At 41.1% G+C, this 22,765-nt stretch carries 22 protein-coding genes and 1 tRNA gene; 13 read left to right on the top strand and 10 right to left on the bottom strand.

What is annotated here, in order from left to right:
• Positions 1-2 precede the first annotated feature (2 nt).
• The 4 genes from glmS to rpsT form a co-directional block, all read right to left on the bottom strand.
• The gene (gene glmS, locus CH352_RS02955; protein ID WP_100705726.1) at positions 3-1,835 is read right to left on the bottom strand and encodes a glutamine--fructose-6-phosphate transaminase (isomerizing); all 1,833 of its coding nucleotides are present in this window, start codon (positions 1,833-1,835) and stop codon (positions 3-5) included.
• A 3-nt stretch (positions 1,836-1,838) separates the two neighbouring features.
• Positions 1,839-3,230, bottom strand: coding sequence for a phosphoglucosamine mutase (gene glmM / locus CH352_RS02950; protein ID WP_100705727.1), 1,392 nt, complete (start codon positions 3,228-3,230; stop codon positions 1,839-1,841).
• Positions 3,231-3,267: 37 nt separating this feature from the next.
• A tRNA-Val gene (locus CH352_RS02945) sits at positions 3,268-3,340 on the bottom strand.
• 16 nt (positions 3,341-3,356) lie between these two features.
• Positions 3,357-3,626 (bottom strand): 30S ribosomal protein S20, encoded by a 270-nt coding sequence (rpsT, locus tag CH352_RS02940; RefSeq protein ID WP_086458106.1) that lies wholly within the window; start codon positions 3,624-3,626, stop codon positions 3,357-3,359.
• A 412-nt stretch (positions 3,627-4,038) separates the two neighbouring features.
• Between rpsT and CH352_RS02930 the strand changes: the two genes are divergently transcribed.
• From CH352_RS02930 to CH352_RS02920, 3 genes are read left to right on the top strand one after another with little or no spacing between them, the layout of a single operon-like run.
• Positions 4,039-5,145 carry an LIC_10450 family protein gene (locus tag CH352_RS02930; RefSeq protein WP_100705728.1) on the top strand — a complete coding sequence of 369 codons (1,107 nt, stop codon included), beginning with the start codon at positions 4,039-4,041 and terminating at the stop codon, positions 5,143-5,145.
• An 11-nt stretch (positions 5,146-5,156) separates the two neighbouring features.
• Positions 5,157-5,951 carry a hypothetical protein gene (locus CH352_RS02925; protein ID WP_100705729.1) on the top strand — a complete coding sequence of 265 codons (795 nt, stop codon included), beginning with the start codon at positions 5,157-5,159 and terminating at the stop codon, positions 5,949-5,951.
• Positions 5,948-6,643 carry a glycosyltransferase family 2 protein gene (locus CH352_RS02920; RefSeq protein ID WP_100705730.1) on the top strand — a complete coding sequence of 232 codons (696 nt, stop codon included), beginning with the start codon at positions 5,948-5,950 and terminating at the stop codon, positions 6,641-6,643. Before CH352_RS02925 ends, CH352_RS02920 begins: the two co-directional genes overlap by 4 nt.
• On the opposite strand, the gene CH352_RS02915 is transcribed toward CH352_RS02920, so the two are convergent.
• Positions 6,632-8,221, bottom strand: coding sequence for an LA_3751/LA_3752 family putative glycosyltransferase (locus CH352_RS02915; protein WP_100705731.1), 1,590 nt, complete (start codon positions 8,219-8,221; stop codon positions 6,632-6,634). The genes CH352_RS02920 and CH352_RS02915 overlap by 12 nt on opposite strands.
• Before the next feature lie 168 nt (positions 8,222-8,389).
• Here CH352_RS02915 and CH352_RS02910 point away from each other — a divergent pair, with 168 nt between their 5' ends.
• Both CH352_RS02910 and bufA2 read left to right on the top strand, forming a co-directional pair.
• Positions 8,390-8,977 carry a YceI family protein gene (locus CH352_RS02910; RefSeq protein WP_100705732.1) on the top strand — a complete coding sequence of 196 codons (588 nt, stop codon included), beginning with the start codon at positions 8,390-8,392 and terminating at the stop codon, positions 8,975-8,977.
• 168 nt (positions 8,978-9,145) lie between these two features.
• Positions 9,146-9,403 (top strand): BufA2 family periplasmic bufferin-type metallophore, encoded by a 258-nt coding sequence (gene bufA2 / locus CH352_RS02905; protein ID WP_100705733.1) that lies wholly within the window; start codon positions 9,146-9,148, stop codon positions 9,401-9,403.
• Here the strand turns inward: bufA2 and CH352_RS02900 are convergent.
• Complete coding sequence (locus CH352_RS02900; RefSeq protein WP_100705734.1) at positions 9,393-10,148, bottom strand: HvfC/BufC N-terminal domain-containing protein; 756 nt, start codon at positions 10,146-10,148, stop codon at positions 9,393-9,395. The genes bufA2 and CH352_RS02900 overlap by 11 nt on opposite strands.
• The gene (gene bufB / locus CH352_RS02895) at positions 10,145-10,957 is read right to left on the bottom strand and encodes an MNIO family bufferin maturase (RefSeq protein ID WP_100705781.1); all 813 of its coding nucleotides are present in this window, start codon (positions 10,955-10,957) and stop codon (positions 10,145-10,147) included. The genes CH352_RS02900 and bufB overlap by 4 nt, the downstream gene beginning before the upstream one ends.
• A gap of 46 nt (positions 10,958-11,003) precedes the next feature.
• On the opposite strand from bufB, the gene CH352_RS02890 reads away from it, so the two are divergent.
• Positions 11,004-11,462, top strand: a complete 459-nt coding sequence (locus tag CH352_RS02890; protein ID WP_100705735.1) for a YHS domain-containing (seleno)protein — start codon at positions 11,004-11,006, stop codon at positions 11,460-11,462.
• Here CH352_RS02890 and CH352_RS02885 read toward each other — a convergent pair whose 3' ends face one another.
• Positions 11,463-12,374, bottom strand: coding sequence for a DnaJ domain-containing protein (locus CH352_RS02885; protein ID WP_100705736.1), 912 nt, complete (start codon positions 12,372-12,374; stop codon positions 11,463-11,465).
• A gap of 105 nt (positions 12,375-12,479) precedes the next feature.
• Here CH352_RS02885 and CH352_RS02880 point away from each other — a divergent pair, with 105 nt between their 5' ends.
• From CH352_RS02880 to CH352_RS02855, 6 genes are all read left to right on the top strand, one after another.
• A complete protein-coding gene (locus tag CH352_RS02880) occupies positions 12,480-14,339 on the top strand; it encodes a carbon starvation CstA family protein (protein WP_100705737.1) in 1,860 nt (619 codons plus the stop codon).
• On the top strand, positions 14,336-14,887 hold the full coding sequence (locus CH352_RS02875; protein ID WP_100705738.1) for an NUDIX hydrolase: 552 nt from the start codon (positions 14,336-14,338) through the stop codon (positions 14,885-14,887). Before CH352_RS02880 ends, CH352_RS02875 begins: the two co-directional genes overlap by 4 nt.
• A gap of 34 nt (positions 14,888-14,921) precedes the next feature.
• Positions 14,922-16,694 carry a fibronectin-binding adhesin Lsa66 gene (lsa66, locus tag CH352_RS02870; RefSeq protein ID WP_100705739.1) on the top strand — a complete coding sequence of 591 codons (1,773 nt, stop codon included), beginning with the start codon at positions 14,922-14,924 and terminating at the stop codon, positions 16,692-16,694.
• Between the two features lies 1 nt (position 16,695).
• The gene (locus CH352_RS02865) at positions 16,696-17,442 is read left to right on the top strand and encodes an NRDE family protein (protein ID WP_100705740.1); all 747 of its coding nucleotides are present in this window, start codon (positions 16,696-16,698) and stop codon (positions 17,440-17,442) included.
• 7 nt (positions 17,443-17,449) lie between these two features.
• The gene (locus CH352_RS02860; protein ID WP_100705741.1) at positions 17,450-17,833 is read left to right on the top strand and encodes a PilZ domain-containing protein; all 384 of its coding nucleotides are present in this window, start codon (positions 17,450-17,452) and stop codon (positions 17,831-17,833) included.
• Between the two features lie 217 nt (positions 17,834-18,050).
• Positions 18,051-18,833: an SDR family NAD(P)-dependent oxidoreductase gene (locus tag CH352_RS02855; protein WP_100705742.1), complete on the top strand. Its 783-nt coding sequence runs from the start codon at positions 18,051-18,053 to the stop codon at positions 18,831-18,833.
• A 19-nt stretch (positions 18,834-18,852) separates the two neighbouring features.
• Here CH352_RS02855 and CH352_RS02850 read toward each other — a convergent pair whose 3' ends face one another.
• Positions 18,853-21,027 carry a copper-transporting P-type ATPase gene (locus tag CH352_RS02850; RefSeq protein ID WP_100705743.1) on the bottom strand — a complete coding sequence of 725 codons (2,175 nt, stop codon included), beginning with the start codon at positions 21,025-21,027 and terminating at the stop codon, positions 18,853-18,855.
• 83 nt (positions 21,028-21,110) lie between these two features.
• Between CH352_RS02850 and CH352_RS02845 the strand changes: the two genes are divergently transcribed.
• Entirely contained in the window at positions 21,111-22,340 is a 1,230-nt protein-coding gene (locus CH352_RS02845) for an MFS transporter (RefSeq protein WP_100705744.1), read from the top strand.
• Here CH352_RS02845 and cueR read toward each other — a convergent pair.
• Positions 22,295-22,684, bottom strand: a complete 390-nt coding sequence (gene cueR, locus CH352_RS02840) for a Cu(I)-responsive transcriptional regulator (RefSeq protein WP_100705745.1) — start codon at positions 22,682-22,684, stop codon at positions 22,295-22,297. The two genes, CH352_RS02845 and cueR, sit on opposite strands and share 46 nt — an antisense overlap.
• Between the last annotated feature and the right edge of the window lie 81 nt (positions 22,685-22,765).

Raw genomic sequence — 22,765 nt, 5'->3', positions numbered from 1 at the left:
CACTACTCCACTGTGACGGACTTCGCTAGGTTTCTAGGTTGATCCGGAGGACAACCCCTAGCCACGGCAGAATAATAGGCCAGAAGTTGGAGAGGAAGAACATTCAGGATCGGACTCAAAATTTCCGGACAGTCCGGAACTTCAAAACAATAGTCTGAAAGCTCTCTTGCCTCTTTATCCCCTTCGGTTACGATGGAGATGATGATCCCGTTTCGGGCCTTGATTTCCTGGATATTGGAAAGCATTTTACTATAAATTTCTGATTTGGTCGCAATACATACAACCGGCACTTCATTTGTAATGAGAGCGATCGGTCCGTGTTTGAATTCTCCGCCCGCATAACCGGAAGCGTGGATGTAAGAGACTTCTTTTAATTTCAAGGCACCTTCCAACGCAACAGGATGGTTGTAAGTCCTACCTAAGAATACAAAATCTTTCGTCTTAGTAAAATCGGCGGCCCAAGTTTCTAGAATATGGGCCTGAGCCAAAATTCTTTCCATTTTACCAGGGAGAAGTCTGATTTCTTCTAAAAGGGTTTTTAATTCTTCGTCGGAAACGATCCACTTCAAACGAGCAACGTATAATGAAAAAAGAAGAAGGTTGATTACCTGAGCAGTAAATGCTTTTGTACTCGCAACACCGATCTCAGGACCTGCATCCGTTCTGATAAAAGAATCCGATTCTCTTGCGATTGTAGAGTTCACATTATTCACCAAAGAAAGGACTTTGATAAACTTCGCTTTTGCTTCCAGTAAAGAAGCAAGAGTATCTGCAGTTTCTCCGGACTGTGAAATCCCTACGATCAAAGTATCTCCTTCGACTACCGGATTTCTGTAACGGAACTCCGAAGAAGTTTCGGTATCTGTTTGGATCTTTGCGAAATTTTCCAGATAATGTTTTCCAAGCATTCCTGCATAGTAGCTAGTTCCTGCAGCTTGGATGATGATGCGGTTTACCTTAGACATCATCTCTCTGGAGATCGTACTCTCAGGGAATTCGATCTCACCGTTCTCTGCGATACGGGATTGGATGATCCTACGGAAAATCCCCGGTTGTTCGTGGATCTCCTTGATCATAAAATGAGGATAGCCGCCTTTGTCGACATCCTCGAATTTGATATCTTGGGTCTTAAATTCGAATTCCTTCTCGGCACCGTCGAATCCGAAAATTTTACATTCGGTTTTCGTAAAGTATCCCCATTCCTTGGAATTGATATAATAAACTTCTCTGCAGTTCCTAGTTAGGGGAGAAATATCGGAAGCCAGATAATATTCTTCCTTACCTCTTCCTAAAAGTAAAGGTGCACCATCTTGTGCAAAATACACACGATCCGGCTCGTTGTCGAATACGACTGCGATTGCCCATTTTCCGTGAACTCTATTAAATAATTCTAAAAAAGCTTCCTTGTTGGATTTACCTTTTTTTCTGCTCTCCGCCAAAAGATTGGGAAGAACTTCCGTATCCGTCATACTATGGAATACGAACCCTTTTTGTTTGAGCTCTTGTCTGAGTTCGGAATAATTTTCTATAATTCCGTTATGAACTACTGCAACGGTAGATTTGGAATCAGTATGAGGGTGAGCATTGATCTGGTTCGGTTCCCCGTGAGTCGCCCAACGAGTATGGCCAATCCCAACATTACCTCGGATCGGATGTTCCTTTAGGTAATTTTCCAAATCCTTAATTTTGCCTTTTTGTTTACGGACTTGGATTTCTCCCCTGTCCAGGACCGCGATCCCGGCCGAATCGTATCCACGATACTCCAAACCGATGAGCCCTACTATGAGTACAGATTCTACGTTCTTATCGCCAGCGTATCCTACGATTCCACACATATATTATGAATTCTCCATGATCTTTCCGGCTTTATTTAAAAGGGATTCCAGATCCTTTTTGGTTCTGGCCTCTCCAATCAACCGGAGGATCGGCTCGGTATTCGAAGGTCGAATATGTATCCAAGAGTCCTGGTTCGCTAAACGTAAACCGTCTCTCGAATCTTCTTTATATTCGGAGAAGGCGCTGCGAAACTTAGAATAAATCTGCTCCGTCTTCTGCCCCGCGATCTTATAGGCGATTTTACGCATATGGACTGCAGGAAGACTACCTATCACAGTTTCAGCATCTTCCCCCTTTAGGGCAAGCAGATTCAGTATATGAGCCACCCCCGAAAGAGAGTCTCTACCGAAAGAAGGGATCGCCGGATCGATGACTCCTCCGTTTCCTTCTCCTCCAAAAACCGACTTACGGTGTATCATTTCTGCAACAACGTTGGCTTCTCCCACCTTAGATCGATAAGTCGGAATTCCAACAGAGTCAGCGACCCAATCGTTCACAAAACTTGTGGAAAGGTTCACAGTGATGGACGCCTTCTTCGGAAGAGAGTTAGAAGCAAGGTAGGACATAAAACTCAGAGGAAGAGTTAATTCTTCTGAGATAGCTCCCTTTTTAGGAGATAAAACTACAAGTCTGTCCGCATCCGGATCCAAAGCGAAACCGATATCTGCCTTCGATTTTTTGATCAGACGAGAAGATTGTTTGAGTGCGTCAGGTGTAGGTTCAGGTGGACGAGGAAATGTTCCATCAGGAGTACAATGTTGCAAAATCACCTTACAACCCAAGCGACTTAACAATTCAGGTAAAACGAAACTCCCCCCGCCGTTGACTGCATCCAGAAATACCGTAAATTTTTTACGTTTGATCGCAGATACGTTTACTCGAGCTAAAACGGAGTCGATATGCGCTTGGATCCTGTCGGTTCCATCTTCCACATCTGTATTCGGTTTGAATTGGAAAGGTTTATAATCTTCTTTTCGGACCAGATCTAACAGAGCTTCTAGATCTTGCGCATTTGTAAAAAATCCGCCTGGGCCGATAAACTTAAATGCATTCCAGATCACCGGATTATGAGAAGCGGAGATCATGATCCCACCGGCAGCACCGGACTGGGCCACCACTGCTTTGACAGTAGGAGTAGGAACAATCCCCAAACGGATCACATTTTTGCCCATTGCGAGCATAATCCCGATCGCGATATTTTCTATATAAGCACCGCTCGGACGAGAATCTCTTCCGATGACTACTGTATTACCTTTGAGTCTGGACCCAAAAGCCATGAGTGAATGGAAAATTACGTCGGGACTTAATCCGGTGGGAATGATTCCCCGGATTCCGGACACTGAAACCATCAAATCCGGGTGTTGGAAGACCGGTTTTTGATGATTTAGAGCCATGATTCCGAGGAATGTTTTTTAAATTGGGATGAGAACATGGGCGATGACAGGATCGAACTGCCGACATCCTCCTTGTAAGGGAGGCGCTCTCCCAGCTGAGCTAATCGCCCGTAATGATTACGGTTATTATGCGGTTGCAGCCTGATTGATACGCAATGCCATCCGACTCTTTTTGCGATCTGCATTTTTAGAGTGGATCAGGTTGGTTTTCGCAGCTTTGTCCAGAAGAGAAGAATATTGTCCGAACAAAGATTTTAAGGAGTCTTTCTCTCCGTCTTGGAGCGCTTTTAGGATCTTTTTAGCTTGGGTCCTAAGGCGATTCCTGTTTTGAGAATTCGCCGCATTTCTGCGTTTCGTTCTACGGATATCTTTTTCTGAAGATTTAATATTCGCCAAGGATCTCTACTTCCTATTCAGGGATTAGACCCAGATTTTCGTACCCAGGCAGCCTGTCAACGAGCTTTTACTTCTTTTGTTCGAATGATGGGCGACTCGCTTCGCTTTGCTCGCGCCGCGCTCTACGCTCCAATCCGCTACGCGGGATTTCCGCTACGATCGCTGTCGCGTAAAAATCCGCCCAAGTCTCGGCGGATACGCCATCCCAACGCTACATACAAGAAGTCATTTCGAATTTGGCGGTTGCGTTATTTGTCATTACCTCAACTGAGGGATACTTGAAATAAATTTACTAAACTACAGTCTGTGAAAATTTTTTGCTTTGCTTACTATGATTTTACTTCTATTTTTTGTAATCCGAAAGATTGGAAATTAATTATTCGTCCTATAGGAAGATCCAAGGACGCCTCGCATGATATCCAGACAAACACAAGACTATATCATCGTGAACTCGATCGACGAGATCGATCCGAATAAACTTTCTTTGGCTCAATTAGGAACCAAATATTTGGATAGGAACGGAAACCGTTTCGCCGTTCGTTTCAATAAAGATAGTAGAAAGGCAGAGATCATTCGGATCACTCTTCAAAAAGCTTCCGAAGCGGAAGCAAATAGACCTAAACTTGGTAGAGTAAATCCTAAGGCGACATCCAATCCTTTAGATCTAGAAAAATTATCAAATCTTCTTAAAAATACAAAACATCCTAGTGCTGATTGGGTGGAAAACCTGGCTGAAAAAACAAAACATAATAAGCCAAATTTGGAAAAGCCTGCTTATACTCCCAACTCTCCAAAAGAATTAGATATCACCGCTACGGAAGGTCCTGATCTATCTGCAAGAATGAATTCTGTCCAAAACGATATATTCGACCTTTCCAAAGTAGATCTGAATATCGCAGATGCAGGAATTGTTACTGATACCGGAAAAGAAGATACTCCCGTTTTTATAGACAATATAGAAGCAGGCTCCAATAGAGAAACCAAATATATAGAAGATAGTGTTCAACAATTCCAGAAGATCAAGGACAGGATCGAATCGGTACTAAACAATATTCGCAATTCCAAAATTTTCGAAGCAACCGGAGATCCTTCCGAAAACAAAAACATAGTGGGAAATCTCGCTAGAGAATTCGATATCGAGTTCTTCCAAAAGTTGGACAAGATATTAAACTATCACAAAGAGCTGACTTCTTATCCTAGATCTATTACCTATTATATAGCAAAGTACGAATCCCATCGTAAACAGGCATTGCAGTCCAAAACTTCCGATATGGAAAAATTAAAACTAGTGATCCGTTGGGAAATGCAGGAGCTTCTTCTGGATCTGGCCAGAAAACTCAAAAAAATGGTCCTGAACGCATTAAATGTACTGAACACAAAAAACGAAAATCATCTAAAACAAGTAGCTTATAACCAACAACAGATGTATAAGGATGCCAGAAGCGCCTTATTATATTGTTCGGAAGATATAGGTGGACTACTTATCTCCTTGCAAAAATGGGCCGATAGCGAAGGATAGAAACCTTTTGCATGGCACTTAGCGATCAAGAGATAAAAACAATCGTAGAAAAACTCCGAACCGAATACCGGGAAGGGGCCAAACAAAGTCCGAAAGTTTTCGACGCCAAAGGTTTCGAGGATCGTTATATCCAAACCCTGAAACATAGGGGAAACCTGGACAATTTCCTGAAAGACGAAGTAGACTTTCTGGAAAAGATCAAAACTAAACATAAAGAACTGACGGAAAGAAGGAACGCCTCCAAAGGAGAAACGATCAATCGTATCCTGGACGAACAAGAGGAAAAACTTTCCAAATACCAAAAGGTGGATTTCCATCCATTGGCCAGACCGGAAATGAGATATTTTTACGGAGCCATGACCTCATTCGCAGAAACCGATCTACCTGTTCTAATCCATATATTTAGAGGAACTCCTGAATACTCCGGCTTCCAAGATAGTATTTCAATGATTGAAAGGGTCGGGGTCACAAAAAGAGGAATGCCTTCTCTTCGTATTTCCGAACATATCAAGGCATTATTAGATGCGAATGGAAACCAATCTGCAATGGAAAGGGATTCCCAGAATATTCTTAAAGAAGTATGCATTGCACTCGCTGCCCTCAGAAAAACAGCATTGGAATGTGTGGAGAAAAACAGGGTCAGCGACAGAATGACCGTACAAGTCAACGATAGGGACTATCCGAAAGCTTCGGAAGCGTATAAGAATTTACTTTTCGGTATCGCATTGGAAAAAATAATCGTTAAAGCCGAAAATATCATCCGGGATTTCCGGATGAGCGACTTAGTCGGTCTGGACGCTAAATGAAACTTTCCATTGTAATTCCCTGTTATAACGAAAAACAGACCATCAAAAACATTTTAGAAACCGTAAAAAAGGTCCCATACAAGGATAAAGAAATCATCCTTGTGGACGATTTTTCCACGGACGGAACTAGGGAACTCCTACAAACCGCTCCTTTTAAGAAGTTGGTGGACCAACTTGTATTCCACGAGAAGAACCAGGGAAAAGGCGCCGCACTCCGTACAGGATTCAAAGCTGCCAAAGGTGATATAGTCATCGTACAAGACGCAGACCTGGAATATGATCCGTTCGAAATTCCGAATGTGATCGATCCGATCTACAAGGGAAAAGCGGATGTGGTTTTCGGAAGTAGATTCATGGGTGGAAGACCTCATCGAGTTGTTTACTACTGGCATAGCCTCGGAAATCTATTCCTGACCACACTCTCCAATATGTTCACGAACATTAACCTGACTGATATGGAAACTTGTTATAAGGCTTTCCGCAGAGAAGTCATCCAAGGGATCGATATCAAAGAAAATCGTTTCGGATTTGAACCGGAGATCACTGCAAAGATCTCAAAGATCCCTGATATTCGTATTTACGAAGTAGGGATCTCTTACTATGGACGCACGTACGCAGAAGGTAAAAAGATTGGTTGGAAAGACGGATTTAGAGCAATCTACTGTATCCTAAGATACAATCTATTTTCTTAATATAGTCTTTTCTTCTTTGGGAATTTCGTATTCTCGATATTCCCAAAGACCTTTCGTTTTCACTTCTCCCTCTTTCCAAGCATGACTGAATAACTCCAACCAAACTGGACGGATCTCCGCCTCTGATAATACTTTCATACGATATTTGTGCATCAGAATATTATTGGACTCGGGGAGTTTTGCTGCATATTCTACCACAGCATCGGAATAAGAGATAAATCCTACTTTTTCGCCGGGATGTTTTTTAGAAAGGAAAGATACGATAGTATCCATTCCTTGTGCGGAAGTTTCATTATGAATACATAATACTCTTTTTTGGAAATAAGAAGGCCCGATAGATCCGCAAAGAACATCGTCCAGGAATAGCAAACTAGAAGCTTGGGAATCCGTATAAATAGAACGGATTGATCTGATCTCTTTGGAACTTCTTTGGTAATTCGCAAATCCGACCAAGGTCATTGCAAAAGAATAAATTACTAAAATCGAAAACGCTAAGTTTTTGCCGGATTTTCCTAGTTTCCATTCGGAGATCTCACTAACTTCTTTCAAAACCAAAACGAATGGGATCAATGCCAATCCAACATATCTAGGTCCCCAATTGGAAACTCCATCGTTCGGAGCGAGGAATGCGATCATTATAATAAATACATAAGCGCTGATCCCTAAATGATAAAAAGAGGCTTGGATCTTTCCTTCTTTGGCTTTTCTAACAAAGAAATATAGAAGAGGAAGAAGTATCGGTAAATAGATCAAAAGTCCTGGCATGGAATAAGTCCCAACGAGGATCGTAAATGCCCTGGAAAGAACGGTTCCTTGGTCTTCTCCAGTATTAAAATTTTGGAAATATCTAGGACCGATTGGATGTTGGTAATCCAAAGTATGGAATAAGAATAGAAGTAGTACAATAACTGAAAAAGACACGGAGAACCAAAAAGATTTTTTCCACCAATCTTTTCCGAAAACGATCCAACCGCTAGCCCAGAAGATCACAAAAAAGATCAAAACTTCCAATCTAAGCCAGACTCCTAGTCCTAAAGCAATTCCTCCGATAAGCTTATTTGAAATTTTATCTTCAGTCTTATAGAAGAAAGTGAGTCCTAATAATTCTAAAAGAAGAAGAGGAGGATGTTCCGAAAGTTCGGGTCCCATCAAAAAGATATATGTTCCGAAAAAAGTAAAGGTGAGCCAGAACCAGGAAAGTTCCCAGAACCTTCTCAAAATATAAGCAGAGATAAGATTGAATATTCCCATCAAAATGGAAACGATTGGAACCCAACCGAAAACTAAAAAAGGCGCGATCAGAAGTGTAAGAAAGATCGGATATTGACCAATCATTCTATCTCCGATTTGGAAAACCATTGGTGCTTTCCAAAGAAAATAACTGTAACTAGGATCCAGATCCAAGGAAGGATAGATTAGATTTTCGGTGCTAAAACCGGATTGGAACATGGAATAGGCTTGGTGGTATTTCAAAAACTGATCTGAAAAAAGCGCCTCCCAAGGTTTTAGTAGAATTAGGATCCCGAAATAAAATACGCTAAATAGAAAGAATCCTTTTGAAATTCCGGTTGTTTTCATCGAAGGCAAGCATCCCCCACCCCCTAATTTATGAAACGAATTCTTGCCGGTACAAACACCTGCCTTTTCAGTTTTTCGAAATAAATTTTGTATTTTTACTTGTAATTTAGATAATTACACCAGGAGATCAGTCTAAAACCCAAACATTCTCAAAGGAGAAAATCACTCGTGAAAACGAAACTTTATCTGATCCCTAGCCTTCTGGTACTTTTAACTTTCGGCAGCCTTCAAGCCGGAAATTTCAAATTAGATAACGCTCACACCGGCGTTGGCTTCAAGATCAAACACCTTACCATTTCTAACGTATCCGGAAGTTTTAAAGACTTCAGCGGAAAATTCGGTTATGACGAAGCTACCGGCACTCTTACCGACCTGGACGTAACCATCAAAGCAGCTTCCATTCACACTAACGATGAGAAAAGAGACGGACATTTGAAAGGAAAAGATTTCTTCAATGTAGAAGATCATCCTTCTCTTACTTTCAAAGCTAAAAAAGCGACCGTTAAAAAAGGCGGAGTTTCCAAGATCCAAGGAGAATTGACTATCAAAGGAGTTACTAAACCGATTACTCTTGAAGTTAAATTTGCCGGTTCTGCAAAAGACCCGTGGGGAAACACTCACCTAGGTTTCGAAGCGGAAACTAAGATCAAAAGAGCAGATTTCGATATCGCTTGGAACAAACCTTTGGAAAAAGGCGGACTTCTGATCGGTGAAGAAGTTTCTATCCGTATCGAAGGCGAAGCACTTCCAGAATAATACTTTATACGATCGGGGCTTTCGAAGAAGGTCCCGATCTTCTGATATCTTCCCACATTCTTCCCTTTCCCCTTTTTTACACGTAACCTTCTACTTTTCTCTGCGAAATGAAAACAGATCGAATAATATAAGTCCGATCTCGATTAAGTCGTCTGGAGAAACGAAAACATGAACGATCTAACCAAAAGTATGATTATAGGAGCTGCTCTTACCGGTTTATTTACCACAGGAGTGATGGCAGAAAAGAAAGAGGCAAAGACGGAAGAACCAAAAGGAGAATGTTACGGGATCAATTCCTGTAAAGGAACCGGAGATTGTGGAGGAAAAGGCCATAGCTGTGCTGGAAAAAATTCCTGCAAAGGAGAAGGCTGGATCTCTCTTACCAAAAAAGAATGTGATTCCAAAAAAGGTACATTCAAGAGCTAACCTGAATGACCAAACCATTTCTGGTCATTCCCGAAAGGAATTCGGAAATAGATCCGAGTCCTTTCGGAGGGCTTCCGCAAATTTTCAAAGATCCTAAAATACTTTTTCCTTCGTGCAAACTTTTACCGAAGGACCATTCCCATTCTTCGATCTCCGAAACAAATAGATCCGACCCTTTTTTTCCTAAGACCAAATATTGTTTTTTTTCCTTTAAAAATTGAGGAAGATCTTCCTGGTCTTCGGACTTCCATAACTGATATACCGGATACGAATATTCTAAAAATAAGATAGAAGAATGAAAAACAACTTTTAGATCTTCCGTTTCTCCTTGGTGCAAACCGTTTTGTAAGTCGGTTCCTTCATTTTTAGAAAGATGGAATATCCTAAAAACATAAAGTTCAAAATCGGCAATCTGTGCCAACACTGGATGTTCCGGAAAATTCTTCTTTAAAAAGTCCGGGAATTTCTCTCCATAATCGGATATATTATAAGAATGTGATGAGTGCTCCTTAATGAAGCTCTTTGCTGTTTCAAAAAAATCTTCGTCTCCCAGGATTCTCCAAACTGTTTCGTATTTTTCTCCCAAGGCTTCCGTAAATCTGGCGCTGTAACCGTTTTGATAAACAGAGATCGCGGAATTAGCATCCAATTTCCCGCCAGGCAGTAGGAAATCCAACAATAGCGGACCTTCTTCTTTTCCTAAAAGCGTGCTCGAAAAAATTTTCCTGAATTCTTCCGGGTTCATTTAGGCACAGATTCCAGTATGAATTTTGCTTTGAGTGCTTCTGCTTCCATTTCGGGAAAACTTGGTATGTCCTCGTCCCATTCTAATAGGATTGGAATTCCTCGGATCTTATCCGAAAAGGAAGAGAACAAATCCCATACTTCTTTTGCAACCGGCCTAGAATGAGTATCGAATAGAAATTCTCCAGTATCTGTGTGGCCGGCAAGATGGATCTGGCCCACATTCTCCCAAGGAATAGAATCCAAATATGTAAATGCGGAAAATCCATGGTTGATCGAATTTACATATATATTATTTATATCTAATAGAATTCCGCAGCCGCTTCTTTTAGAAAGTTCGGAAATAAATTCCCATTCGGTCATTTCGCTTTGAGGAAAACTCAAATAAGTGGAGACATTCTCCAATAGGATCTTTCTACCTAAAATTTCTTGGACTTGCTGCGTTCTATCTATCGCAAATTGTAAAAATTCATTTGTGAATGGAAAAGGCAAAAGATCATGTAGATACTTTCCGGATTGTTCCGTCCAGCAAAGATGATCCGAAACTAAAAACGGATCAATTCTATGGATGAGCTCTTTCCATCTTTCCAAATATTTTTTATTAGGAAAACTTCCGCCCAGAATGGATAAGGAAACTCCATGTAAAGCGATTGGAAAATTTTTGCGGATGAACTCCAACATTTCCAAGGGACGACCTTGGGTATCCATATAATTTTCGGTGATTGCTTCGAACCAAGAAATTTTGACAGGTTCACCCTTTCTTAAATAAGGATAATGTTCTTTTCTTAAGCCCACTCCAATGGAAGACATATATTCTCCGATGTAACCTATTTCGATTCGATCCGAAGAAGGATACATGAACAAGTCGTATTTTTTACCGATCGTATTTTTAATTCTCCTGGATTGCTCAGGTAGACAACTCGTGGATCCTGTTTTCAAACAAGACGGAAAGACCGCCATTCATGGTTACGATCCGGTTGCTTATTTTACGGAATCCAAACCTAAAGAAGGAAATCCTAAATTCAGTTTTCGTTGGAAAGGTGCAGACTGGAAATTCTCTTCCGAAAAAAATTTGGAATCTTTTAAGAAGGCTCCCGAAAATTTCGCTCCTCAGTATGGAGGTTATTGTGCTTACGCAATGAGAGACGGAGAAGCTTACGAAACTGATCCTAAAGCTTGGAAAATTGTCTCCGGAAAGTTATATTTAAACTATAACGAGAAGGTTCACGGTTTTTGGGAAAAAGATGTACCGGGAAATATTATAAAAGCGGATCATCAATGGAAGGTATTGCCAAGAAAGGAAACAAATCCTTAATTAGCGATCTTTCATTACTAAAAAGTTATATGAAGCGATGATCCTTTGTGTCATTTCCAGACCTTCTTTGTTTACGTCCGGATGGTATTTTTTGATCATCTCTTTGTATTTATTTTTTAATTCAGCTTTCGAATATTCTTCGGAGAGACCTAAAAATTCGCGATGTTCTCTTGTTTCTGCGTCTTCATCTTCGTAAAATGATTTCGAAGAGAATTTTTTGCGGAAGTTGGATTTTTTCTTTTTAGTCTTTTCTTTCTCTTCTTCTCTAAATCTTCCGAAAATTTCGTAATACGCGCGGTCTCTGTATTCTGAAGTGATTTGGCGGATTGGGAATAACTTTGTATTTAAGATCTGAAAGAAATAACTTCTTAAGAATACATCAGCTCCGTAATCTCCCGAAAAGCCTTTTCTGTCCAAAAATTCAGTGATCCCATTGTCCACTAATCTTTGCACATCGAATTTATCGTCGAAGTATGAGTCGAATGCGTCTTCGAATTTTTTGGTGGAAGAGATAAGTAAAAGCAGAAGTTCCTTGTCCAGATCATGTCTTTCTAATTTGGAAAGAACGATTTCCTTCAAATAAGCGCGAAACTCATCCAGATAGGCATCGTCGAAATATACTCCGCCCTTTGCAAATTCGTAGGCCAAGCCTTCTATTTTTAGGACCTTCTCCAATAATAATATGAGAAGATCCGCATTGTCTTGTGTAAATCCTTGGGAACCCTTGGAAGAATATTCCCTTTCTCCTCGAAGAGTATATAGAAGTTTAAAATAATCCTCTCGTCGGATCTCTAAAATTTCGATCAGTTTTTCGGAGGAAATGAACCATTCACAATCATTGCTCCCGGACTGTAATTCGAAGATTACGTCTTCTAAGGATGATTTGACCTGATCGAAACTACGGGCGTTCAAAGCGAGAACCTATACTTAGACCCTCTGCCTGAACCTGAGTTTGTCTATTCATTTTCCCGAGAAAAAAGATTTGATCCGGACCGCATAAAACGAGATTTTTCCCACATGTTACCCCTTCTCGCGGTTTTCGGTTGTTTCACTCTTTATTTTTTAGGCTATAAGTTTTACTCCGGATTTTTATCCAAGTCCATCTTCCAACTCAAAGACACAGTAGGTGATACTCCTGCCCATAAGTTCAACGATGGCGTGGATTATCTTCCTACAAAACCTGCAGTTCTATTCGGACACCATTATGCCTCTATCGCTGGGCTTGCTCCCATCTTAGGGCCTGCGGTTGCAGTGATCTGGGGATGGTTGCCTGCAATGCTTTGGGTGGTATTCGGTGGAATTTTCATCGGCTGCGTACATGATTTCGGAGCAATCGTAGTTTCCGTTCGTAACCAAGGAAAATCAATAGGCCAAGTTGCTCAGGATCTTTTAGGGCCAAGAGCGAGAAGTTTATTTCATGCGATCATTTTTTTCTTAGTCGCATTGGCAATGGGTGTGTTCGTGATCGTTCTGGCGGAAATGTTTTCTGCGGATCCCAAATTGAAGCAGCCTCCAATCGCGTCTCCTCCTAAAATCGAACAAACTCAAACTACTCCGAGTATCAAGGACCATGTGCATCCTTCCGAAGTTAGGGTAGAAACTCCTTCTTCTCCGATAAAACTCAGAAGTCATTTTCCGGAAGCTGTAATTCCTACTGCAGGGATCATGGTGTTTGCAATTTTGGTCGGTTGGCTTCATTATAAAAAAGGAATGAAACTTGGGCCTCTTACGTTTGCTTCCGTGGCACTCACCTTAGTAGTAATGGTGCTTGGAATGAACGATTCCATTCTTTCCTGGACAGGTCTGAACGATATTGATAAGTCTCCGGGAGTTCCGATCTGGAAAATTATACTTCTTGCATATGCTTTTTTGGCGTCTGTGACTCCGGTTTGGCTGCTTCTCCAAAGTAGGGACTATATCAATTCCTTTTTATTATATTTAGGGATCATCGCTATCTATTTCGGCTTTGTGAAGGGCAGCATCTTCGGAGAATTTTCTTCTTTTAACGCGGAAGCGATCCGCACTGAAAAAGTGGATATGGACATTATTCCATTCGTGTTTATCACGATTGCTTGCGGTGCAGTTTCCGGTTTCCACGCTTTGGTAAGTTCCGGAACCACTGCAAAACAATTGGATAGAGAAATAGACGCAAGAGTGATCGGATACGGTGGAATGATCGGCGAATCCCTTTTAGGTCTTACATCAGTTGTCGCCTGCACGATCGGTTTTGCATCCGCAGGAGAATGGTCTTCTTTCTATAAATCTTGGTCCGGGATCCAAGGTTTAGCGCCTTCCGTAGGAGCTTATATCTACGGAACAGGAAGATTTATCTCTCAATTAGGTTTTGACGAAAGTTTTGCACAAGGTTTCATCGCGTTAGTTGTCGTGAGTTTTGCGTTAACTTCACTGGATTCTGCGACTAGATTGTTAAGATATAATATAGAAGAAATTGCGGAAAGTTTCAGATCGGAAACGATTAAAAAAACTTTAGGAAATCGTTATGTTTCCAGCATCATTGCCTGTGTTGCAATCGGTTTTTTTGCATTCTTACAGATAGACCAAGGAGGTAAAAAGACTACAGCCGGCCTAGCGCTTTGGAAACTATTTGGGACCACAAATCAGTTATTAGCAGGTTTGGCTTTGCTTGTAATCTCAATCTATCTGCTGTATTCTAAGAAAAAGACCTGGATCAGTTTTATACCGATGATATTCGTATTAGGCGCTACTCTCTGGGCAATGGTTATTAACTTCTACGATTTCTTATTCTCCAAGTCTCCTAGTTACTTACTCGCGACAGTTGGAGGAGTTTTGATTTTTTTAACCGTTTGGTTATTATTAGAAGCGATCCTGGCTTGGAGAAGGTTTTCTAAAGCATGAAATTTTGCAGCGTTTGCGGCTCTGAAGTAATCCAAAAAGTCCCGGAAGGAGACAGTCTCATAAGATATGTTTGTGAGAACTGCGGAACTATACATTACCAGAATCCAAAAGTAATCGTTGGTACCATCCCTGTCTGGGAAGGAAAAATATTACTCTGCAAACGTGCAATCGAACCAAGAAAAGGATACTGGACCTTACCGGCAGGATTTTTAGAAAACCGAGAAACTGTAGAGGAAGGAGCCGCAAGAGAAACCTCGGAAGAGGCAAACGCGAAGATAGATATAATTCGACTTCATTCCGTATACAGCATTCCTCATATCAGCCAAGTTTATATGTTCTTTCTCGCAAACTTAGTAGATGGACTTTTTTCGGAAAGTCCTGAATCCGAAGAAGTAAAATTATTCTCTCCGGAAGAAATCCCTTGGGAAGAGATCGCATTTGCTTCGGTCACATTTGCTTTAAAACGTTACACCGAAAAATCCAAGGTCACCGATGCTGGGACTCATTTGGGATCGATCCGTAACAGAAAACTAGAGGATAAAACATAAGTGCATTTTTTCTCGGAAGGAATTTTCTAGTAGCATGTTCGGAAAACTTTTTCCTTTTTTAGGTCTCTTAGGAGTTTTGCTCTCCTATTCGGTTTCCGCAAATTCACTTATCAGCACGGAATCCGGCTCCTTCTCTCCGAACTGGGACGGCATCTCCGACATTCTACGTTTCAAGATACAAACTTCATCTTTGCCAAAACTACAGGACTGGGAATTAACGATCAGAAGCGCCTCCGGAGAAACTGTCCGAAAATTCGAAGCAGGAAAGATCCGCAAAAAAGGATTCACACTTTTTTCAGATGAGAATGAATTCGCCCCGGAAGATATTTATCTGCCTTCTATCCTGGAATGGGATGGAGAAAATGAGAATGGAATTCCGGTTGGAGATGGATATTATACCTATCAGTTATTTTTGCTCACTGCAAATAAAGAAAGGATCCTCTCCGAAGAGTCTACATTTTATCTGGATGCAAGACCTCCCAAAGCAGAAGCAAATTGCAAAATCAGGTTATTATTAAGCGAAGACAGGAATTTATCCAAGATCATCATACAACAAAAAGCCTCCGGAGAATCTGCGGATATATTTATCGGAGAATTTCTAGATTTTGAAGGCAGGTCCCTAAAAGCTTATACCTGGAGATATAGAGAAGTTCCTTTCCAACTTGTATGGGATGGAACGGACTCCAACGGCAGACCGGTCCCTCCCGGTTTATATACATACAAACTCACAGGTAGAGATCCTGCAGGAAACGAATCCATAGACAAAATCGAAAACCTGACGGTCAAAAATGATTCTTCCGGAGTAGATTTAAATGTAGAGGGAGATCTATTCCCTTCCGATCCAAGCAACCCTTTAAATCGCATTAAGTTTAACTCATACGTTTCTTCTAAACTTAAATCCGATTCGTATGAATTGGAAATTTTTAAGAACGAAGCAAAAGAAGATAATATAGTTTTCTCCCAAAAATCACTAGGAGAGCCTCCCGCCGAACTGCTCTGGGAGCCAAAAAACAAGGAAAATAAACCGTTAGGTCCCGGAACTTATCTATATCGTCTAACGGTATACAATAGATACGACAAATACACAAGTATTCCTAAAAAATTCCTTCTCTCAGACCATAGACCAAAATTCTCCTACGATGTTTCTCCCGGTGGATTTACTCCTGATGGAGATTGGCAAAAAGACTTGGTTGAGATCCGTCTAAGATCCAAGGGGCTTCCAATCGTGTCCTGGAAGATCAATATTATGGAATCATACTACGACGGGGACAAACAAGAAGAGAGGATCGTCCGAAGCTGGACCGGGACCGGGAACGGCCCAGACAAGTTGATTTGGTACGGACTGGACGATCAGGGCAGAAAAATCGGATCTCTTGCAGAGCTCAGATTTGTTCTCTCCTACAAAGACGTGTTCGGCGGAGAAGAAGAATTAGAACTAGGAGATATCAAAACTGATATTCTAGTCGTAAAAGAAAAAGACGGGTTCAGATTCTCCGTTCCGAATCGCATCTATGAAGATAAATGGTGGACATTACCTTCTAAACTAAAATCTGTCTTAAGTAAATTTCCCGGATACAAAGCAGAGTTGCAGATCCACACATCTCATAGAGGAGATGACGAATACAATCTAAGAGCTTCCGAAGAAAAAGCGAAGAAGGTATTCCAATCCTTATTCGGAAAAGATTATGAATTCGGAAGATATAGATACAGAGGTTATGGAGAAACATTACCTTTGATCCCAGGCAACGGAGCTTACGAAGTAGATCGGAACGAAAGAGTGGATTTCTTCCTGAGCGTAGGAAAATAAAATGTGCACTTCCTTGATATATAGAGATCCAAGCAAAGGTATACTTGGAGTCGGATTTAATCGAGACGAGTCTTTCAAAAGAAAGCCTTCTCTTTCTCCACAACTACTCGAATCCGATTTAGGAAAAGCGATCGCTCCAATCGACGGAGAAGCAGGAGGTACCTGGATCGGGGTTTCCCAAACCGGAGAAATCATCTGCCTATTAAATTACTACGAAGCTACTTTAAAATTGCTGCGTAATCCTGTGAGCAGAGGACTACTAGTCCGCTCCATTCTACTTGGACAAAGAACACCTGAATCTTATACAGACTCTGAGCTGGAAAAATATTATCCATTCAAACTATTCAAGGTAAGCAAAGAGAAGACCGAAATTTTTATCTGGGACGGCAAGACTTACCAAACAGAAACAGACTCTGAAACATTTACAGTATTCGGAAGTTCTTTTACACAAGGGCCGAAAGCCCAGGTAGTCAGAAGAGAAACCTTCGATGCAAATTTTCGTCCTTCTTCCCTTCCGAATGCCGTAGGCTTTACAAACATTGCTAAGGCTTTCTTATCTTCGCATCTACCGGAGCAAGGCGCTCTATCCCCTTGTATGCACAGAAGAGACGCACATTCCGTTTCCAGGACTTTAATTGTTTTAGATGGAGCTTCTGTTTATTTCTCTTACAAGAATTCTCAGCCTTGTGAAGAGGGAGCTGAAGAAGATTACAATTTCACTTTGACTGAATTTCGAACTTCTGCATGATTGTCGTATGGCGGGCACTAATTCCCTTTTCGACGACAAATACGAATACCGGGACCCTTCTCAACAGAAGAGGAAGAACGCTCGCGTCAAGATCACCATTGATGGTGATTTTATAGTCAAGGGTAAGACCCAAAGATTTCCTGTATTCATCGTTGATATAGGAACTGGAGGAGCAGGCATAGAGACTCGCACTTCCGTTTTCGAAGGAGACAGGATCATCCTGTTCGGAAATATCAACGGCAAAAACATGGAACTTGAATCGGAAGTAATCAGAGTCTCCGGAAAAAAAGCGAACGTAATCTTCATCAGCCTTTCCGAAGAAGACAAAGATCTCATACAAGACCTAATCCACAAAAAGTTCTTCGACAAAGACAAAAAGCCACTATCTTAAAAGTTTTTGATCCGCCTTTGCGAACGACCTATGAGGAGTAAGCAAGTCCGAGATAGCCGGAGGCGTGACCGAGGACATGCCGAAACTATCAGCTATCTGTCCTTACGCGCTAGGACGCTCGTGCCTTTCGCATCCCTGGCTGGGTCAAGATTTTGCTTTACAAATGTGAGCAAATGCTCGCATTATATTTAATTATTTTCCTTCGCCTCGGAGTCAAATGGATTATAAAAATAAAGTGATCTTAATCACCGGAGCTTCCTCCGGAATAGGTAGAGCAACCGCATTGGCCCTGGCTAAATTCCAGAACAAGATCATACTAACCGCAAGAAGAGAAAGTCTCCTAGAACAGGTCTCTCAAGAGATCATAAAACAAGGAAGTGAATGTATTACTTTTGCAGGAGACGGAAGGGATGAAGCTCACGCGGAATTCGTAGTACAAGAGATTGTAAAAAAATACGGTAAGATCGACATCGCTTTACTTAATATTGGGATCGGTCCCCCTTCAAACACATTAACGGCAACCGCCAAGACAATCCTAGATTGTATGAACATAAATTACGGTTCTTTAATTAACTTTTATGTACCACTTATGCGCCAGATGAAAAAACAAAAAGAAACCTGTATGATCTCTCATATGAATTCTTTGGCGACTTATTTCGGAATACCGATGCAAGGAGATTACACCGCTTCCAAAGGAGCTGCACGTCTATTCTTAGAAACCGCAAGGATGGAGTTGGAACATTTCGGGTTCAAACATATTAGGATCCAAACCTTACATCCGGGTTTTGTGGACACAGAAGCTGTAAAAAACGATGGAATACCTGCACCCAATCAAATCAGCGAAGAAGAGGCCGCGGCTTTCATTTTAAAAGGTTTCCAAAAAGAATGGAAAGAAAATCGTTTTCCCTTTGGAACCGCGTTTGCCACTCGTATCGGAAGGATTATCCCCCTTTGGTTAAGGACTAAGATCCTTCTTGGGGAGACTCCTAAAAGTTTTTGATCCATTTACGCCTGAAGGATCATAATTCAGTCTTTCTCAAACGAAGTGCGTTCATCACTACGGAAACAGAACTCAAACTCATTGCTGCTCCTGCTATCATTGGAGAAAGTAATATCCCGAAAAAAGGATATAATAGTCCTGCAGCGATCGGTATTCCCAGAAAATTATAAGCGAATGAAAAGAATAAGTTCATTTTTATATTATTCATAGTCGCTTTGCTCAAACGAATCGCTTTAGATATTCCTAATAGATCACCTTTAACCAAAGTAATAGACGCGCTTTGGATCGCAATTTCCGTCCCGGATCCCATAGCGATCCCCACATCCGACTCGGAGAGCGCCGGAGCATCGTTAATGCCGTCGCCTGCTACAAGTAGGACCTCGTTTTCTTTTTTTGCCGCTTTTACGATCTCCTTCTTCCCTTCCGGACTTAATTCAGAATAGATTTCTTTTATTCCGATTTGGTCTCCGACTTTTTGCGCGGAAGTTTTTGCATCCCCAGTGAGCATTACGATCCTTATTCCAAAAGATCCGATATCCGAAACTGCTTTAGGAGTGGTCTCCTTAATCGGGTCCGTGACTGAGATAATACCTAAATATTTGTCGTCTTCGGCGACCCAAACTACAGTCTTTCCCTGGTTTAAAAAAACTTCTTCTTTCTTTAATAGATCTTCCGGTATTTCTTTTACGTTTAAATATTTTTTCTTACCAACGTATGCAGATTTGCCTTCTATTTTACCGGTCACTCCGTTACCCGTAATCGAAGAGAAATCGGTTACATCCGGGATATAAACGTTTGACTCTTCCGCTTTACGAACGATTGCTTTAGCGATCGGATGTTCGCTCCTTGATTCTAAAGCAGAGGCCAATTTTAAGATTTGCGCATTCTCCGGATAAACTTCCGTTACTCTAGGGCGCCCTTCCGTTAATGTTCCGGTCTTATCCGTAAATAGAACCGTTCCCTTCTCCGTTTTTTCCAATGCTTCCGCATTTCGTATTAATATTCCATTTTGAGCTCCAATGCCTACTCCCACCATTACGGAAATAGGAGTTGCAAGTCCCAAAGCACACGGACAAGCGATAATCAGAACGGATAATGAATTTAAAATAGCATAAGGAAGAGAAGGCTCCGGACCGAAAAAATACCAAATGCAAAAAGTAATCACAGAGATCAAAAGAACAAAAGGAACAAGCCAACCTGCCACACGATCCGCCAAACCTTGAATAGGTGCCTTACTTCTCTGAGCTTCTTCCACCATATGAATGATTTGTGATAGTGCTGTTTCAGAGCCTATCTTATCCGCTCTCAAAACAAAGCTTCCTGTTTGATTTATGGTAGCACCGAATACACGATCCCCTTTTTCTTTTTTTACGGGAAGAGGTTCCCCAGTCAGCATAGACTCTTCCACATAGCTGGAACCTTCTTCTATCTTACCGTCAATGGGAATTTTTTCTCCAGGCTTAACTCTAAGTCTATCTCCCACACGGATCTCATCTATTTTGATCTCTCTTTCCGAATTTCCTTCGAGTAAATGAGCAGTTTTAGGAGATAATCCTAATAAAGCCTGGATTGCGCCTCCAGTCCTTCTCTGGGCTCTGGCTTGAAGGTATTCGCCTAATATAACTAAGGTGAGAATAACGGAAGCTGCCTCGAAATATAAGGCAGTCTTACCGTGAGAATGAAGAGAGTCTGGAAAAAAATCGGAAAAGAAGAGAGCCGCAGTGGAGAATAAGTAAGCCGCACCTACTCCTATTAGGATCAGGCTGTACATGTTCAGATTCATACTCCTGAAGGAAATTAAACCTTTTCTCACTAAAAAGAATCCTGGTCCCCAGAATACCAGAGAAGATAAGACGAATTGTATACGGTCCCCAAAACCGAAAGTGAATTCATGAATGGAATGAGGAAAAAACATCTCCGACATCGCTAGAAAAAATAAAGGAAGCGTCAAGATAGAGGATAATACGAATTTACCGAATAAAGAACGGATCTCCTTATCTTCAGCATCAGAGTCGGGCTCCCCTCCTTGAGGCACCAAAGTCATTCCACAGATCGGACAATCCCCCGGCTGGTCTCGACGTATTTCAGGATGCATAGGACAAACATATTCTATTTTTCTGAACGGTTTTACGGATTCGGAAACTTTTTGCGTTACCGGTTGATGGCTATGCTTGTGATGAGAATGTTCGTCCATAATACTCAAAATATATAAGATTCTTTTAATAAAAAATCCTTTTTTATTCGAAATACAACTAGCATTTATCAAAAAGGGGCAGAATGAAAAAAATCACCAAAGCAGTCTGGATACTTTCCTTCATCAGTCTTTTTACGGACGTATCCAGTGAGATGTTATATCCGATCATGCCTCTTTATTTAAAAAGTATAGGATTCTCCGTAGTCCTGATCGGAGTCTTGGAAGGATTTGCAGAAGCGATAGCAGGACTTAGCAAAGGATATTTCGGAAAACTCTCGGACCAAAACGGTAAGAGAGTTCCTTATGTTCAGTTCGGATATCTATTAAGCGCTGTCTCCAAACCGATTATGGGATTTTTCACTTTTCCTCTTTGGATCTTTTTATCCAGGACCATGGATCGATTGGGTAAAGGGATCAGAACCGGTGCAAGAGACGCATTACTTTCAGACGAGGCAACGCCTGAAACCAAAGGTACAGTTTTCGGATTCCATCGTTCTATGGATACCTTAGGAGCGGTGATCGGCCCAACATTCGCTTTAGTGTTTTTGTATTTTTATCCGGAGAATTATTCGGTCCTATTTTTTATAGCGGCAATCCCGGGGCTTTCTGCATTTCTGATCTCGGGTCTTCTAAAAGAAAATAAAAAAGCCAAACTAGCAACACAAGAGAAATCGAATTTTCTCTCTTATTTTATCTATTGGAAGAATGCACCGATCTCATATAAAAAATTAGTGATCGGACTTTTATTCTTCGGACTAGTGAATAGCTCCGATCTTTTCCTGCTTTTAATGGCAAAAAGTAAAGGTTTAGAAGATTCTCAAGTAATCGGAATATACATATTTTATAATTTAATTTACGCTTTATTTTCTCTTCCTGCAGGTGTCTTAGCGGACAAAATTGGACTCAAACCTACTTTGATCTTCGGCTTATTTGTATTTGCTTTTGTGTATGGTGGGATGGCATTTGCGGAAAATAAAATCCATTTTTATTCCTTATTCTTTTTATATGGGATCTATGCTGCCAGCACGGAAGGAATTTCCAAAGCATTGATCACAAATATTACTCCCACGACGGATTCAGCTTCCGCTATCGGAACATTTGCGGGTTTGAATAGTATTGCCGCATTGATAGCGAGTAATCTAGGCGGGTTGATCTGGTTTTATTCCGGACCAAAAAGTATGTTCTTTATCTCTGCAGTAGTTTCGGTAGCCGTTTCTTTCTACTTCATTCGTCTTTCTCTCAAGAAGCTAAAAGAGTTTGAAGGGGCCTATTCTCCTTCTAACTCTTCCAAGATAGGACAATCCGGTCTGTGATCTCCATGACAATGTTTTGCTAAATGAGTAAGCGTATCGCACATAGATTGTAACTCTAAAATTTTGGCCCGCATTTCTTTTACATGAGTCATAGCCAAAGATTTTACTTGAGCACTTGCCCTGGATTTATTCTTCCAAAGTCCCAATAGTTGCTTGATCTCAGCTAAGGAAAATCCAAGGCCTCTTGCTCTTTTGATAAATCTCAATGTGTGTATGTCTTTTTCCGAATACAATCTGTATCCGGATTCTGCACGAATGGGCTTGGACACCAATCCGATGGACTCATAATGCCGGACCAATTTCGGGTTTACTCCGGATAATTTGGCAACTTCTCCGATATTCATAAACATAACCTTCCAATAGTGGGAAGGTCAAGACCCAAATCCGAAAAAAAATTCCGTTTTTCCTAAAAAATCGGATTTTCT

The organism is Leptospira hartskeerlii (assembly GCF_002811475.1).
GTDB classification, from domain to species: Bacteria; Spirochaetota; Leptospiria; order Leptospirales; family Leptospiraceae; genus Leptospira_B; species Leptospira_B hartskeerlii.
Note: the sequence above shows the minus strand (reverse complement) of the source record. Positions and strands in the feature narration are given on the sequence as shown.

Excerpts from the sequence above, each read along its gene's own strand:
- glmS (WP_100705726.1), bottom strand. The coding sequence starts at position 1,835 with ATGTGTGGAATCGTAGGATACGCTGGCGATAAGAACGTAGAATCTGTA.
- glmM (WP_100705727.1), bottom strand. The coding sequence starts at position 3,230 with ATGGCTCTAAATCATCAAAAACCGGTCTTCCAACACCCGGATTTGATG.
- CH352_RS02930 (WP_100705728.1), top strand. The coding sequence starts at position 4,039 with ATGATATCCAGACAAACACAAGACTATATCATCGTGAACTCGATCGAC.
- CH352_RS02925 (WP_100705729.1), top strand. The coding sequence starts at position 5,157 with ATGGCACTTAGCGATCAAGAGATAAAAACAATCGTAGAAAAACTCCGA.
- CH352_RS02920 (WP_100705730.1), top strand. The coding sequence starts at position 5,948 with ATGAAACTTTCCATTGTAATTCCCTGTTATAACGAAAAACAGACCATC.
- CH352_RS02915 (WP_100705731.1), bottom strand. The coding sequence starts at position 8,221 with ATGAAAACAACCGGAATTTCAAAAGGATTCTTTCTATTTAGCGTATTT.
- bufA2 (WP_100705733.1), top strand. The coding sequence starts at position 9,146 with ATGAACGATCTAACCAAAAGTATGATTATAGGAGCTGCTCTTACCGGT.
- CH352_RS02900 (WP_100705734.1), bottom strand. The coding sequence starts at position 10,148 with ATGAACCCGGAAGAATTCAGGAAAATTTTTTCGAGCACGCTTTTAGGA.
- bufB (WP_100705781.1), bottom strand. The coding sequence starts at position 10,957 with ATGTCTTCCATTGGAGTGGGCTTAAGAAAAGAACATTATCCTTATTTA.
- CH352_RS02890 (WP_100705735.1), top strand. The coding sequence starts at position 11,004 with ATGAACAAGTCGTATTTTTTACCGATCGTATTTTTAATTCTCCTGGAT.
- CH352_RS02880 (WP_100705737.1), top strand. The coding sequence starts at position 12,480 with ATGTTACCCCTTCTCGCGGTTTTCGGTTGTTTCACTCTTTATTTTTTA.
- CH352_RS02875 (WP_100705738.1), top strand. The coding sequence starts at position 14,336 with ATGAAATTTTGCAGCGTTTGCGGCTCTGAAGTAATCCAAAAAGTCCCG.
- lsa66 (WP_100705739.1), top strand. The coding sequence starts at position 14,922 with ATGTTCGGAAAACTTTTTCCTTTTTTAGGTCTCTTAGGAGTTTTGCTC.
- CH352_RS02865 (WP_100705740.1), top strand. The coding sequence starts at position 16,696 with ATGTGCACTTCCTTGATATATAGAGATCCAAGCAAAGGTATACTTGGA.
- CH352_RS02860 (WP_100705741.1), top strand. The coding sequence starts at position 17,450 with ATGGCGGGCACTAATTCCCTTTTCGACGACAAATACGAATACCGGGAC.
- CH352_RS02855 (WP_100705742.1), top strand. The coding sequence starts at position 18,051 with ATGGATTATAAAAATAAAGTGATCTTAATCACCGGAGCTTCCTCCGGA.
- CH352_RS02850 (WP_100705743.1), bottom strand. The coding sequence starts at position 21,027 with ATGGACGAACATTCTCATCACAAGCATAGCCATCAACCGGTAACGCAA.
- CH352_RS02845 (WP_100705744.1), top strand. The coding sequence starts at position 21,111 with ATGAAAAAAATCACCAAAGCAGTCTGGATACTTTCCTTCATCAGTCTT.
- cueR (WP_100705745.1), bottom strand. The coding sequence starts at position 22,684 with ATGAATATCGGAGAAGTTGCCAAATTATCCGGAGTAAACCCGAAATTG.